This is a genomic window from Shimwellia pseudoproteus (genome assembly GCF_016415625.1).
GTDB lineage: Bacteria > Pseudomonadota > Gammaproteobacteria > Enterobacterales > Enterobacteriaceae > Shimwellia > Shimwellia pseudoproteus.
On record NZ_WBXP01000013.1, the window covers coordinates 19,710 to 33,382 of the forward strand.

At 54.6% G+C, this 13,673-nt stretch carries 19 protein-coding genes; 12 read left to right on the plus strand and 7 right to left on the minus strand.

Annotated features, from left to right (window positions below; all coding sequences use genetic code 11):
- The first annotated feature begins 97 nt into the window (after positions 1-97).
- The gene (gene sfsB, locus F9C28_RS07895) at positions 98-370 is read left to right on the plus strand and encodes a DNA-binding transcriptional regulator SfsB (RefSeq protein WP_199014689.1); all 273 of its coding nucleotides are present in this window, start codon (positions 98-100) and stop codon (positions 368-370) included.
- A gap of 107 nt (positions 371-477) precedes the next feature.
- Here sfsB and murA read toward each other — a convergent pair whose 3' ends face one another.
- The 7 genes from murA to mlaF all read right to left on the minus strand — a co-directional run bounded on the left by murA (position 478) and on the right by mlaF (position 5,293).
- On the minus strand, positions 478-1,740 hold the full coding sequence (gene murA / locus F9C28_RS07900) for a UDP-N-acetylglucosamine 1-carboxyvinyltransferase (protein ID WP_199014690.1): 1,263 nt from the start codon (positions 1,738-1,740) through the stop codon (positions 478-480).
- Between the two features lie 52 nt (positions 1,741-1,792).
- A complete protein-coding gene (gene ibaG, locus F9C28_RS07905) occupies positions 1,793-2,047 on the minus strand; it encodes a BolA family iron metabolism protein IbaG (protein ID WP_199014691.1) in 255 nt (84 codons plus the stop codon).
- A 124-nt stretch (positions 2,048-2,171) separates the two neighbouring features.
- Positions 2,172-2,474 carry a lipid asymmetry maintenance protein MlaB gene (gene mlaB, locus F9C28_RS07910; RefSeq protein WP_199014692.1) on the minus strand — a complete coding sequence of 101 codons (303 nt, stop codon included), beginning with the start codon at positions 2,472-2,474 and terminating at the stop codon, positions 2,172-2,174.
- On the minus strand, positions 2,474-3,109 hold the full coding sequence (mlaC, locus tag F9C28_RS07915; protein WP_199014693.1) for a phospholipid-binding protein MlaC: 636 nt from the start codon (positions 3,107-3,109) through the stop codon (positions 2,474-2,476). The genes mlaB and mlaC overlap by 1 nt, the downstream gene beginning before the upstream one ends.
- A 17-nt stretch (positions 3,110-3,126) precedes the next feature.
- Positions 3,127-3,684, minus strand: a complete 558-nt coding sequence (gene mlaD / locus F9C28_RS07920; protein WP_199014694.1) for an outer membrane lipid asymmetry maintenance protein MlaD — start codon at positions 3,682-3,684, stop codon at positions 3,127-3,129.
- Between the two features lie 3 nt (positions 3,685-3,687).
- Positions 3,688-4,470, minus strand: coding sequence for a lipid asymmetry maintenance ABC transporter permease subunit MlaE (mlaE, locus tag F9C28_RS07925; protein WP_199014695.1), 783 nt, complete (start codon positions 4,468-4,470; stop codon positions 3,688-3,690).
- Positions 4,471-4,477: 7 nt separating this feature from the next.
- The gene (gene mlaF, locus F9C28_RS07930) at positions 4,478-5,293 is read right to left on the minus strand and encodes a phospholipid ABC transporter ATP-binding protein MlaF (RefSeq protein WP_199014696.1); all 816 of its coding nucleotides are present in this window, start codon (positions 5,291-5,293) and stop codon (positions 4,478-4,480) included.
- 254 nt (positions 5,294-5,547) lie between these two features.
- Here mlaF and F9C28_RS07935 point away from each other — a divergent pair, with 254 nt between their 5' ends.
- The 11 genes from F9C28_RS07935 to npr all read left to right on the plus strand — a co-directional run bounded on the left by F9C28_RS07935 (position 5,548) and on the right by npr (position 13,658).
- Complete coding sequence (locus F9C28_RS07935) at positions 5,548-6,513, plus strand: calcium/sodium antiporter (protein WP_199014697.1); 966 nt, start codon at positions 5,548-5,550, stop codon at positions 6,511-6,513.
- Positions 6,514-6,561: 48 nt separating this feature from the next.
- The gene (kdsD, locus tag F9C28_RS07940; RefSeq protein WP_199014698.1) at positions 6,562-7,548 is read left to right on the plus strand and encodes an arabinose-5-phosphate isomerase KdsD; all 987 of its coding nucleotides are present in this window, start codon (positions 6,562-6,564) and stop codon (positions 7,546-7,548) included.
- Between the two features lie 21 nt (positions 7,549-7,569).
- Positions 7,570-8,136 carry a 3-deoxy-manno-octulosonate-8-phosphatase KdsC gene (gene kdsC, locus F9C28_RS07945; RefSeq protein ID WP_199014699.1) on the plus strand — a complete coding sequence of 189 codons (567 nt, stop codon included), beginning with the start codon at positions 7,570-7,572 and terminating at the stop codon, positions 8,134-8,136.
- Entirely contained in the window at positions 8,133-8,708 is a 576-nt protein-coding gene (gene lptC, locus F9C28_RS07950) for an LPS export ABC transporter periplasmic protein LptC (RefSeq protein ID WP_199014700.1), read from the plus strand. The genes kdsC and lptC overlap by 4 nt, the downstream gene beginning before the upstream one ends.
- Positions 8,677-9,234, plus strand: a complete 558-nt coding sequence (lptA, locus tag F9C28_RS07955) for a lipopolysaccharide ABC transporter substrate-binding protein LptA (protein WP_199014701.1) — start codon at positions 8,677-8,679, stop codon at positions 9,232-9,234. The genes lptC and lptA overlap by 32 nt, the downstream gene beginning before the upstream one ends.
- 6 nt (positions 9,235-9,240) lie before the next feature.
- The gene (gene lptB / locus F9C28_RS07960; protein WP_199014702.1) at positions 9,241-9,966 is read left to right on the plus strand and encodes an LPS export ABC transporter ATP-binding protein; all 726 of its coding nucleotides are present in this window, start codon (positions 9,241-9,243) and stop codon (positions 9,964-9,966) included.
- 176 nt (positions 9,967-10,142) lie between these two features.
- Positions 10,143-11,576: an RNA polymerase factor sigma-54 gene (gene rpoN, locus F9C28_RS07965; protein ID WP_199014703.1), complete on the plus strand. Its 1,434-nt coding sequence runs from the start codon at positions 10,143-10,145 to the stop codon at positions 11,574-11,576.
- 21 nt (positions 11,577-11,597) lie between these two features.
- Positions 11,598-11,885: a ribosome hibernation promoting factor gene (hpf, locus tag F9C28_RS07970; protein ID WP_199014704.1), complete on the plus strand. Its 288-nt coding sequence runs from the start codon at positions 11,598-11,600 to the stop codon at positions 11,883-11,885.
- Positions 11,886-11,965: 80 nt separating this feature from the next.
- Positions 11,966-12,469, plus strand: coding sequence for a PTS IIA-like nitrogen regulatory protein PtsN (gene ptsN / locus F9C28_RS07975; protein ID WP_199014705.1), 504 nt, complete (start codon positions 11,966-11,968; stop codon positions 12,467-12,469).
- 65 nt (positions 12,470-12,534) lie between these two features.
- Positions 12,535-13,389 carry an RNase adapter RapZ gene (gene rapZ / locus F9C28_RS07980; protein WP_002442054.1) on the plus strand — a complete coding sequence of 285 codons (855 nt, stop codon included), beginning with the start codon at positions 12,535-12,537 and terminating at the stop codon, positions 13,387-13,389.
- Entirely contained in the window at positions 13,386-13,658 is a 273-nt protein-coding gene (npr, locus tag F9C28_RS07985) for a PTS phosphocarrier protein NPr (protein WP_199014706.1), read from the plus strand. Before rapZ ends, npr begins: the two co-directional genes overlap by 4 nt.
- The last annotated feature ends 15 nt before the right edge of the window (positions 13,659-13,673 follow it).

A 13,673-nucleotide genomic window follows, 5' to 3' on the forward strand; every position in this document is an offset into this window, starting at 1 on the left:
ACAACACGTCTTTGGGTGTTATTGATGGGCTGACGTAAGAGGCCGTCAGGAAAGTATCCCCTAAAGTTTACGCGTAAAAATCATACAGGAAGAGGATATGGAACCCAAATTTGTAGACTGGCATCCGGCTGATATTATCGCTGCATTGCGCAAGCGTGGCACTTCTCTGGCGGCAGAATCTCGCCGGGCAGGATTAAGCTCATCAACCCTGGCAAATGCCCTGACCCGCCCGTGGCCAAAGGGTGAAATGCTGATCGCCAAAGCCATTGGCGTGACCCCAAAAGAGATCTGGCCATCCCGTTACCACAACCCATTTACCCATGAGTATATTGATCGCACCCGGTTCATGCGCGACAAGTCGGCCCGCTAATCGGTCATCCCGGCCACACACCGGCAAGCGCACTGGCGCACCACAAAAAAAGCCGCTCACAGGGAGCGGCTTTTCATCATTAATTTCTTAAAAGCGTGGATAAACGATTAACCTTCGTTTTTAACCCGGGTGATATTGGCACCCAGCGCGGTCAGTTTATCTTCAATACGCTCATAGCCACGGTCGATATGGTAGATACGATCGACGATGGTTGCCCCATCAGCGATACAACCCGCCAGTACCAGGCTTGCCGAGGCGCGCAGATCGGTCGCCATCACCTGGGCTGCAGACAGTTTCTCTACCCCGTGGCAAATGGCCGTATTGCCTTCCAGCTCCGCCCGTGCGCCCATACGGATCAGTTCCGGTACGTGCATAAAACGGTTTTCGAAGATTGTTTCGGTTATCACACCGGTACCTTCTGCCACCAGGTTCAGCAGGGTGAACTGCGCCTGCATGTCGGTAGGGAAGCCCGGGTGCGGCGCGGTGCGCACATTGACCGCCTTCGGACGCTTACCGTGCATATCCAGCGAGATCCAGTCGCTACCGACTTCGATATCCGCCCCGGCTTCACGCAGTTTGGCCAGCACCGCATCAAGGGTGTCCGGCTGGGCATTACGGCATACAATTTTACCGCCAGAAATCGCCGCGGCCACCAGGAAGGTACCGGTTTCGATACGGTCCGGCAGAACGCGGTATTTACCACCACCAAGGCGCTTAACCCCTTCGATGGTAATACGGTCACTGCCCATACCGGTGATTTTGGCCCCCATGGCGTTGAGGAAGTTGGCCGTATCGACAATTTCCGGTTCCCGGGCGGCGTTCTCAATCACCGTGGTCCCTTCAGCCAGGGTTGCCGCGGTCATGATGGTAACCGTGGCGCCAACGCTGATTTTGTCCATCACGATATGGGCGCCTTTCAGGCGTCCATCAACCGTTGCCTTTACATAGCCTTCTTCCAGCTTAATATCGGCACCCAGCTGCGCCAGGCCACTGATATGCAAATCCACCGGACGGGCACCAATCGCACAGCCGCCCGGCAGGGAGACCTGGCCCTGACCAAAACGCGCAACCAGCGGCCCCAGGGCCCAGATAGAGGCACGCATGGTTTTCACCAGGTCGTACGGCGCGCAGTAGACATTGACGTCGCTGGCATCAATCCAGACAGACCCGTTACGCTCCACTTTGGTCCCCAGTTGGCTGAGTAACTTCATGGTGGTATCGATGTCTTTCAGTTTCGGGACATTCTGGATTTCAACGGGTTCCTCTGCCAGCAAGGCAGCGAAAAGGATGGGCAGTGCGGCGTTTTTTGCCCCGGAGATTGTCACTTCACCACTTAACCGGGTCGGCCCCTGCACACGAAATTTATCCATTCACCTGTTCTCTGTTATCAAATCACATTGCTGGCGGCCGTCAGCCGTCAGCTCAAAAACCGTTTAGCTTGCGGTCACGGGCCCATTCCTGAGGGGTATACGCTTTGATGGATAACGCATGGATGCGGTTATCGGCGATATATCCCATCAGCGGCGCGTAAATCGCCTGTTGTTTTTTTACTCGACTCATGTCGGCGAACATCTCACCTACCGCGATAACCTGAAAATGGCTACCGTCACCGGAGACGAGAACTTCTTCAAGCGGCAGTGCGTTCATCAGCACAGCCTGAATTTCATGATTTTCCATGGGATCTATTCGTCGGCTAGTAAAACAGCCACACATCTTAGAGGAAAGTGGAGCCGTCTTAAATATGAAAAAAAAGCCCCAAAGCAAGATTTTTGGGGCCGTGTGAGTAACGTACTGAAAACGCTCAGGCTACGTCGAAGGGGATCACCTCAGGCGGTAAATTGTACAACTTGACCAGCGTATGTAAGTTTTCATCGCTTCCGGTGACCACCGGGGTATGCCCCAGGTCACGGGCCAGCGCCACCAGATGGATAAGCAACGCAACGCCGCCAGTATCCACCCGCTGTACGCCGCTGAGATCGATCCGTTGCAGCCGGGATACCACCTCCTCCCTGGCGTCCCACAGGGGCAGCAGCGTATCGCTGCCCAGTTCCCCGGTGAGCATCAGACAATCATCCTGCAATGACCACTGCAGCGCTTCAGACATTATTTTTTCTCATCCAGAGTGATCGGCTGGTGAGAGATAGACTTCAGCTGCGCTGTCAGGCCATCAATCCCTTTGGTGCGCAGCAAATCGCTCCATTCGTTCTGTTTGGTGGTGATCATGCTGATACCCTCAGCAATCATGTCGTAAGCCTGCCAGTTACCGGTCTGGCTATTTTTACGCCACTGGAAGTCCAGACGTACCGGCGGGCGGCCGTTCGGGTCAATAATGGTCACGCGGATTGCCACGATATCAGCATTGCCCAGCGGTTGCTCCGGGGCTATCTGATAGGTCTGGCCGTGGTACATGGCCAGCGCCTGGCCGTAAGCCTGTTTCAGGTACTCACGGAAGGCGACAAAATAGGCGTCACGCTGGGCCGGGGTGGCCTGCTGATAGTAGCGGCCAAGCACCAGCGCACCGGCATATTTCACCTGCACATACGGCAGGAGTTCCTGATCAACGATATTGCGCAGGTAGTCCGGGTTTTGGCGGATTTGCGGCTGCTCATTTTTCAGGCGGCTAAATGTCTTTTGTGCCGCTTCGTTCATCAGTTTATAAGGGTTGGACTGGTCTGCCGCCTGGGCACTAACCAGTGGAGCGATCGCCAGCACGGCGACCATAAACAGGCGCTTTAACATGGGTGTCATCTCCAGGGTTAATTAGTAGCGCCAGCGTGGGGCGCTGCAGTCTCGGTATTATTCCCGTCATTACTGGCAGGAGCATCACCACTATTCTTATTCGAGCTGTCATTACTCTTGTAAAGGAACTGACCAATCAGGTCCTCCAGAACCATCGCTGACTTGGTATCCTGAATGGTGCCGCCATCTTTCAGGATAGCAGTGCCCATTTCCGGATCGCTGAAACCGACGTTCAGCGCCAGATATTGTTCCCCCAGCAGGCCAGAGGTACGGATTGCCAGCGAGCTGGTGTCTGGAATTTTATTGTAGCGATCATCAATGTCCATGGTCACGCGCGGCAGGTAGTTGGTCTGGTCCAGCGTGATATCACTGACCCGGCCAATCACCACCCCGCCAATACGCACCGGAGAGCTCACTTTCAGGCCACCGATATTGTCAAAGGTTGCAGAGATGCTGTAGGTGGGTTCACTGCGCAACGAGGTCACATTCGCCACTCGCAGGCAAATAAAGACAATGGCAATCAGCGCGACCAGCAGAAAAGCGCCAACCCAGATTTCAATTTTTTTGGTTTGCATGACTTAATTCCCGAACATCAGTGCAGTAAGTACAAAATCAAGGCCCAGTACGGCCAGAGAGGCGTGAACCACAGTGCGTGTTGTTGCGCGGCTGATCCCGGCAGAGGTCGGCACCGCATCATAACCATTAAACAGCGCAATCCAGGTAACCGTGATAGCGAACACCAGGCTTTTCAGAATGCAGTTAACCACATCCATCTGCCAGTCCACCGCAGACTGCATAGAGGACCAGAAGAAACCGGCATCAATCCCCTTCCAGGTCACCCCCACCAGCGCACCGCCCCACACACCGACCGCCACAAAAATCATCGACAGCAGCGGCAGTGAGATAACCCCGGCCCAGAAGCGCGGCGCAATCACCCGGCGCAGCGGATCCACCGCCATCATTTCCATGCTGGAAAGTTGTTCGGTGGCTTTCATCAGGCCAATTTCCGCCGTCAGAGCGGACCCGGCGCGCCCGGCAAACAGTAACGCGGCGACTACCGGCCCCAGTTCACGCAGCAAGGCCAGTGCCACCATCATCCCCAGGCTGGACTCTGCCCCGTAGGTGGTGAGCACCAGGTACCCCTGGAGCCCCAGCACCATACCGATAAACAGGCCGGAGACCATAATAATCAGCAGCGACAGTACGCCGACATTGTATAGCTGGCGGACCAGCTGCGGGAAATGCTTGCCAAATGCCGGTTTACCCACCAGCGCATTAAACAGCATTAACCCGGCGCGACCAAAAGCAGCGCAGGTATTAATCCCACGACGCCCCAGCGACGCCAATGCATTAAGCAACATGAATCAATTAGCTCCCTGTTCCTGGTAATAAATCTGATACATAGTCTCTGGCGGGGTAGCGGAACGGCACCGGGCCATCCGCAATGCCATCAAGGAACTGGCGCACGCGAGGGTCGGGATTATGCTCAAGCTCATCAGCAGAACCATGAGCCACGATTTGTTGATCGGCAATAATCCATGCGTAATCAGCAATGCTCAATACTTCCGGTACGTCATGCGACACCACAATACAGGTCATCCCAAGGGAGCTGTTCAGTTCAGAGATCAGTTTTACCAGCACCCCCATAGTGATCGGATCCTGGCCGACGAACGGTTCGTCAAACATGATAAGATCCGGCTCCAGCGCAATCGCCCTTGCCAGGGCGGCGCGGCGCGCCATGCCGCCGGAAAGCTCTGACGGCATTAAATTTGCCGCACCCCGCAGGCCGACCGCTTCCAGCTTCATCATTACCGTGCTGTGCAACAGGGGTTCCGGTAACTGAGTGTGCTCCCGTAAAGGGTAGGCAACATTCTCAAATACTGTTAGATCGGTAAACAGTGCCCCGGACTGAAATAACATGCTCATATGTTTACGCACGGTATACAGACGAGAGCGGGACATGGCCGGAATGTTTTCGCCCTGAAAGAGAATCTCCCCGCATTCCGGCGGAATTTGGCCGCCGATTAATTTCAGTAGGGTGGTTTTCCCGATCCCGGATGGCCCCATGATGGCGGTAATTTTTCCCCGGGGTACAGATAGCGAGATATTGTCGAATATACGCCGGCTGCCGCGAGAAAATGTCACTCCCCGCACCTCGACCAAATTCGTCTGTGCCTGGCTCATTCGATTATCCTTCCAGCCATTATTGATACAGTGATATTCATCAGTCGCCCCAAAAGTTGCGCCTGAAAATGTTACAAGCGCAATATATTTGCAGAATCTTACCAGTAGCGGTATACGAAAGCTGGCATTTGTTTTACTTTTCCGCGCGATAAAGTCAGAATTACTTGCTAAGCAAGGTCATACCGGCGTTTAGCGTCAGCCCAAATATCGCCAGCCACGGGACCGGCAATTATACCCGCGTTATAGGATTTCTTATGCTACTGGCTACCAGCCTGTTAATTATCGGTTTATTCCTGGTGGTTTACGGTGCCGATCGACTGGTATTCGCCGCCTCCATGCTGTGCCGGGGTATGGGCCTGTCACCGCTGCTGATCGGCATGACCGTGGTGAGCATCGGCACGTCGCTGCCGGAGATAATGGTATCCACCGCCGCCGCCCTGCACAACCAGCCAAATTTGAGCATTGGTATTGCGCTGGGTTCCAATACCACCAATATTTTACTGATCATGGGATTAGCGGCGCTGCTGCATCCTTTTACCGTGCATTCTGATATTCTGCGCCGCGAGATACCGCTAATGTTGGTTGCCACCCTGCTGTGCGGCCTGGTGCTTATGCATGGTCAGCTTAGCCGATTAAATGGCATCATTTTGCTAATCGCGGCTGTTATTTACCTGTGGTTCACCGTTAAAATTGCTCGCCTTGCGCAGCGGCACGGTAACGACAGTTTAACCCGTGAGCAAATTGCCGAGCTGCCCGGTGACGTCAATCGCCCGGTGGCGTTTTTATGGCTGGGGGTGGCGCTGATTATCATGCCGATGGCTACCCGAATGGTGGTGGATAATGCCACGGTGGTGGCGCATTACTTTGGTATGAGCGAGCTGCTCATCGGGCTGACGGTTATCTCTGTCGGGACCAGTCTACCCGAGCTGGCCACCGCCATTGCCGGCGCACGCAAGGGTGAAGATGATATCGCGATAGGCAATATAATTGGTTCTAATATCTTCAATATTGCTATCGTGCTGGGAATACCCGCGCTGGTGTCCCCCGGGGCTATAGACCCGCTTGCATTCTCCCGGGACTACCTGGTTATGCTGGTAGTCTGTGTCATTTTCACCACGCTTTGCTGGCGCTCGCGTCATCATATTGGTAAACGAGCAGGCGCCTTTTTGTTAGGTGGATTTGTGGTATGGATTACGGCCCTGATTGGCAGGCCCTGGTAAGCCCCCATGACGGCGCTATCACATAATCAGATAAACTGAGAACGCATTATGTCCCATGTAGAATTGCAGCCGGGTTTTGACTTTCAGCAGGCAGGTAAGGATGTCCTGAGGATTGAACGTGAAGGCCTGGCCCAGCTCGATCAGTATATTAATGATGATTTTTCGCACGCCTGCGAAAAAATAGCCCATTGCCGCGGTAAAGTCGTGGTGATGGGGATGGGTAAGTCCGGGCATATTGGCCGCAAAATGGCGGCCACCTTTGCCAGTACCGGCACCCCGGCATTTTTTGTCCACCCCGGTGAAGCCGCCCACGGCGATCTGGGGATGGTCACCCCCCAGGACATCGTGATCGCGATTTCTAACTCCGGTGAGTCTAATGAAATCCTGGCGCTGATCCCGGTCTTAAAACGTCTCCATGTGCCGCTGCTGTGCATGACTGGCCGCCCGGAAAGCACCATGGCGAAAGCCGCAGATATCCATCTGTGCATTCGGGTTCCCCAGGAAGCCTGCCCCCTGGGACTGGCCCCGACCACCAGCACCACGGCGACCCTGGTGATGGGGGATGCGATGGCGGTGGCCCTGTTGCAGGCCCGGGGCTTTACCAAAGAAGATTTCGCCCTCTCCCACCCCGGTGGCGCACTGGGCCGTAAGCTGCTGTTGCGGGTCAATGACATTATGCACACCGGTGACGAAATCCCTCATGTCAGTAAAAACGCCACCCTGCGCGATGCGCTGCTGGAAATCACCCGTAAAAATCTTGGTATGACGGTGATTTGCGACGCTGACATGAAAATTGCCGGGATCTTTACCGATGGGGATTTGCGCCGGATACTGGATATGGGCATTGATTTACACCAGGCAAAAATTGTCGACGTCATGACACCCGGCGGCATTCGCGTACGCCCAGGCATTCTGGCCGTGGATGCGCTGAATGTCATGCAATCGCGCCATATTACCTCGGTGATGGTAGCTGATGGTGACCAGTTAGTTGGTGTGATACATATGCACGACCTGCTGCGCGCAGGCGTGGTGTAACTGCAGAAAGGTAAAGTCTGAATGAGTAACCCGCAAGCCACCATAGACACCTGTTATGGGCCCGTGAGCGCTGATGTCATGGCGAAAGCCCGGGAAATCCGGCTGTTGATTCTCGACGTTGACGGTGTCATGTCTGACGGGCTGATTTATATGGGTAATAATGGTGAAGAGCTGAAAGCGTTTAACGTGCGCGATGGCTACGGTATTCGCTGTGCGCTGACATCCGGGATTGATGTCGCCATTATTACCGGCAGAAAGGCAAAATTACTGGAAGATCGCTGCCACACCCTCGGCATCAATCATCTGTATCAGGGGCAGTCAGATAAACTGATTGCCTTTGCCGATCTGCAAACCCGGCTGGGGATACCCGCTGAGCAGATAGCCTATATTGGCGATGATCTGATCGACTGGCCGGTAATGCAAAAAATTGGGTTAAGTGCGGCAGTTGCTGACGCGCACCCCCTGCTGTTACCCCGGGTGGACTACGTTACCCGGATTAATGGCGGCCGCGGTGCAGTACGTGAAGTCTGTGATTTGCTGCTCCTGGCACAAGGAAAACTTGATGAAGCCAAAGGGCAATCCATATGAGTAAAACCAGGCGCTGGGTTATCATCCTGCTCGCCCTGCTTGTTCTGGTGCTGATTGGCGTGAATCTGGCCGACCGGGAACAACAAACGCCGGTGACCACGGACACCAATGAGCCAACATACAAAAGTGGCTATTCCAGTACCCTGGTCTATAGCCCACAGGGGGCGCTGACATACCGGCTGATTTCGCAGCATACCGAGTATTTTGCGGCTGAATCAGTTTCCTGGTTTACCGACCCGGTGGTCACAAGCTTTGATGATCAGCAGATCCCCACCTGGTCAATTAAGGCAGATCGCGCCAAACTGACTAATGACAGAATGCTGTATCTTTATGGTCATGCTGAGGTCAACGCACTGACGCCTGACTCTCAGCTACGTAAAATCACGACGGATAATGCCCAGGTGAATCTGGTAACGCAGGACGTTACCTCTGACGATCTGGTGACGCTGTACGGCACGACATTTAATTCCAGCGGCCTGAAAATGCGCGGTAACCTGCGCAGTAAAACTGCCAAGCTGATTGAAAAGGTTAGAACTTCATATGAAATTCAAGATAAACAAACTCAGCCTTAATCTGGTCATCACCGGGGCGCTGATGGCGGCGAGCCTGCCAGCCTTCGCGGTTACCGGGGACACCGATCAGCCTATCCACATCGAATCCGATCAGCAGTCGCTGGATATGCAGGGTAACGTAGTGACCTTCACCGGTAACGTGGTGGTCACCCAGGGCACTATCAAAATCAATGCCGATAAAGTCGTGGTTACCCGCCCGGATGGCCAGAGCGGCAAAGAAGTGATTGATGGCTACGGCAACCCGGCCACCTTCTACCAGATGCAGGACAACGGCAAACCGGTAAAAGGCCACGCGGCCAAAATGCACTATGAGCTGGCCAATGACTTTGTCGTGCTGACCGGTAACGCCTACCTTGAGCAGCTGGACAGCAATATCAAGGGTGACAAAATCACCTATCTGGTTAAGCAGCAGAAAATGCAGGCGTTCAGCGAAAAAGGCAAACGCGTGACCACGATTCTGGTGCCGAATCAGATTCAGGATAAAAGCGGCAGCAACAAATCACCGGCACAACACAAGAGTAACTGATTCGATATGGCAACATTAATTGCGAAAAATCTCGCGAAGGCTTACAAAGGCCGCCATGTGGTGGAAGATGTCAGCCTGACGGTGAACTCCGGCGAGATCGTCGGCCTGTTGGGGCCTAACGGTGCAGGGAAAACCACCACCTTTTACATGGTGGTCGGGATTGTTCAGCGCGACGCCGGCAACATCATTATTGATGACGAAGATATCAGCTTACTGCCGCTGCATGCCCGCGCCCGCCGCGGCATTGGCTATCTGCCCCAGGAAGCGTCCATCTTCCGCCGCCTGAGTGTCTATGACAACCTGATGGCGGTCTTACAGATCCGCGATGATCTGACCACCGAGCAGCGTGAAGATCGCGCCAACGAGCTGCTGGCAGAGTTCCATATTGAACATCTGCGCGACAGCCTTGGCCAGTCGTTATCCGGGGGTGAACGCCGCCGGGTGGAAATTGCCCGGGCACTGGCGGCCAATCCTAAGTTCATTCTGCTGGATGAGCCCTTCGCCGGTGTTGACCCGATTTCCGTTATCGACATCAAAAAAATCATTGAGCACTTGCGCGACAGCGGCCTTGGGGTTTTGATAACAGACCATAACGTACGTGAAACACTCGCGGTCTGCGAACGGGCTTATATTGTTAGCCAGGGCCACTTGATCGCCCACGGGACCCCGAAAGAGATCCTGGAAAACGAGCAGGTTAAACGCGTGTATCTTGGGGAAGACTTCAGACTCTGATAGGGTAGGAAGATTCACCGGCGATCTTGTACCGTCTGGCCAGGCCAGCGGACGATCCGGAGGAGATAAAGCGGCGAGACAGCAAGCGGGTTACCGCCGCACGATAACCATTGATGATCCGCCCAGGCACATACGGCCAACGCGGGCATCTATACCTGAGGAAGTTTGCACTGAACATGAAGCAGGGTTTACAACTACGGCTTAGTCAACAGCTGGCGATGACGCCACAACTACAACAGGCGATCCGTCTGCTGCAGTTGTCCACGCTGGAACTCCAACAGGAACTACAACAAGCCCTGGAAAGTAACCCACTGCTGGAGCAAACCGACACGCATCAGGAAGTGGACACTCAGGAACCAGCCGATAACGAAACCCTCGACAGCCGCGATGCGCTGGAACAAAAAGAGATGCCGGAGGAGCTGCCTCTGGACGCCAGCTGGGACGAGATCTACACCGCGGGTACCTCCTCCGGTAGCGGCGCAGACTACTTTGATGATGAACTCCCGGTCTACCAGGGGGAAACCACACAAACCCTTCAGGATTACCTGATGTGGCAGGTCGAGCTGACGCCGTTTTCCGATACCGATCGCGCCATCGCCACCTCTATCGTTGATGCCGTGGACGATACCGGGTATCTGACCGTCTCGCTGGAAGAAATTCGCGAAAGCATTGGCGATGACGCGCTGGACATCGATGAGATCGAAGCGGTGCTCAAGCGGATCCAGCGCTTTGATCCGATCGGCGTGGCCGCAAAAGATCTGCGCGACTGCCTGCTGATCCGGCTTTCTCAGTACAGCAAAGATACCCCCTGGCTGGAAGAATCCCGGCTTATCGTCCGGGAGCACCTTGATCTGCTGGCAAACCATGATTTCCGTACCCTGATGCGCGTCACCCGCCTTAAAGAAGAGGTTCTCAAAGAGGCGGTGAATTTTATTCAGTCCCTCGACCCCCGTCCCGGCCAGTCAATCCAGACCGGCGAACCGGAATATGTTATCCCGGATGTGCTGGTGCGTAAGCATCAGGGGCTCTGGACGGTGGAGCTGAACAACGACAGCATCCCGCGCCTGCAGATAAACCAGCAGTACGCCGCCATGGGGACCAGTGCCCGCAACGATAGCGACAGCCAGTTTATTCGCAGTAACTTGCAGGAAGCCCGCTGGCTTATCAAAAGCCTTGAAAGCCGCAATGACACGCTGCTGCGCGTCAGCCGCTGTATCGTCGAACAACAGCAGGCGTTCTTTGAGCACGGCGAAGAGTATATGAAACCGATGGTGCTGGCGGATATCGCCCAGGCTGTCGAGATGCATGAATCCACAATCTCGCGGGTGACCACCCAGAAGTATCTGCACAGTCCGCGCGGGATTTTTGAGCTGAAATATTTCTTCTCCAGTCATGTGAATACGGAAGGCGGCGGGGAAGCCTCCTCCACGGCGATTCGCGCACTGGTGAAGAAGTTAATCGCGGCGGAAAACCCCGCAAAACCCCTGAGCGACAGTAAACTCACCACGATACTCTCTGACCAGGGCATTATGGTGGCAAGGCGCACTGTGGCTAAATACCGTGAGTCATTATCGATTCCTCCGTCAAACCAGCGTAAACAACTGGTCTGACTCAACCATAAGGAAGACACTATGCAGCTCAACATCACAGGAAATAACGTCGAAATAACCCCGGCTCTGCGCGAGTTTGTGACGGCGAAATTTGCTAAATTGGAGCAGTATTTTGAAAGGATTAATCAGGTCTACATTGTGTTGAAAGTGGAGAAAGTCAGTCATATTGCGGAAGCAACGCTACACGTCAATGGCGGGGAACTGCATGCCAGCGCCGAAGGCCAGGACATGTATGCGGCCATTGACGGGCTGATCGATAAACTGGCCAGACAGCTCAATAAACATAAAGACAAACTAAAACAACATTAATTGTCCAGGCGTTCGCCGATCTCTGCGGCCCAGATCCCCCGGATCGCGGGCCGCAAATACGACGGCGCTTAGGTGAAATTATGACAAATAACGATTCGGAATTTTTGCTCAGTAGCGTCCTTAACCAGGATTGTACTCGCAGTGCGGTGCACTGCCAGAGTAAGAAACGCGCACTGGAAATTATTAGTGAACTGGCGGCAAAACAGCTTAGCTTACCTCCGCAGGTGGTGTTTGAGGCAGTATTAACCCGGGAGCGCATGGGAAGCACCGGGATCGGTAACGGGATTGCCATTCCGCACGGTAAGCTGGAAGCCGACACCCTGCGCGCTGTGGGGGTATTTATTCAGCTGGAAACGCCGATCGCGTTTGACGCTATCGACAACCAGCCGGTGGATCTGCTGTTTGCCCTGCTGGTGCCCGCAGACCAGACCAAAACCCATTTACACACACTGTCTGTGGTTGCCCGTCGCTTAGCAGGTAAAACCATCTGCCGCCGCCTGCGCGCTGCCCAAAGTGACGAAGAGTTATATCAGATAATCACCGAAGAAAGTCGCGATAGCGGCAGCAACAGCGACGCGGAATAAAATGCGCCGCAGCCCCCTGCGGCAATCTCTGTATTTATCGTTATGAGATGTGGGAGAGAGTGTTCATGGTGCTGATGATTGTCAGCGGCCGCTCAGGTTCAGGGAAGTCGGTGGCGCTACGTGCCCTGGAGGATATGGGGTTTTATTGTGTCGATAACCTGCCCGTCGTGTTATTGCCCGAGCTGGCAAAAACCCTGCATGACCGCCACGTATCCGCGGCGGTGAGCATTGACGTGCGTAATATGCCGGAGTCCCCGGAGGTCTTTGAGCAGGCGATGCAAAACCTGCCTGAAGGCTTCTCTCCGCAGTTACTGTTCCTGGACGCTGATCGCAATACCCTGATCCGCCGCTATAGCGACACCCGTCGTTTACACCCGCTATCCAGCAAGAATTTATCCCTGGAGAGCGCCATCGATGAAGAAAGCAACCTGCTGGAGCCGCTGCGCTCCCGGGCAGACCTGATTATCGATACCTCGGAGATGTCGGTACACGAGCTGGCAGAGATGCTGCGCACCCGGTTACTGGGCAAGCGCGAACGTGAGCTGACCATGGTGTTTGAGTCCTTCGGCTTCAAACACGGTATCCCGATTGACGCCGACTATGTGTTCGACGTGCGCTTCCTGCCAAACCCACACTGGGACCCGAAACTGCGCCCGATGACCGGGCTGGATAAACCGGTGGCTGCGTTTCTCGATCGCCACACCGAAGTCCACAATTTCATTTATCAGACCCGCAGCTATCTTGAGCTATGGTTACCTATGCTGGAAACCAATAACCGTAGCTACCTGACGGTTGCGATTGGCTGTACCGGGGGGAAACACCGTTCGGTGTACGTTGCCGAGCAGCTGGCTGACTATTTCCGCTCCCGGGGCAAGAATGTGCAGTCACGCCACAGAACCCTGGAAAAACGCAAAACATGACCGTGAAACAGAGTGTTGAAATCACTAACCGGCTGGGGATGCACGCCCGGCCGGCCATGAAACTCTTTGAACTGGTGCAAAGCTATGACGCTGAAGTCCTGCTGCGCAATGAAGCGGGCACCGAAGCAGAAGCCAGTAGCGTGATTGCCCTGCTGATGCTGGACTCCGCCAAAGGCGGCCATATCGAGATTGAAGCCAGCGGCCCCCAGGAGCAGGAGGCGTTAAGCGCCGTGATTGCCCTGTTTAATGCCGGGTTCGACGAAGACTGATCCTAGAACACATGG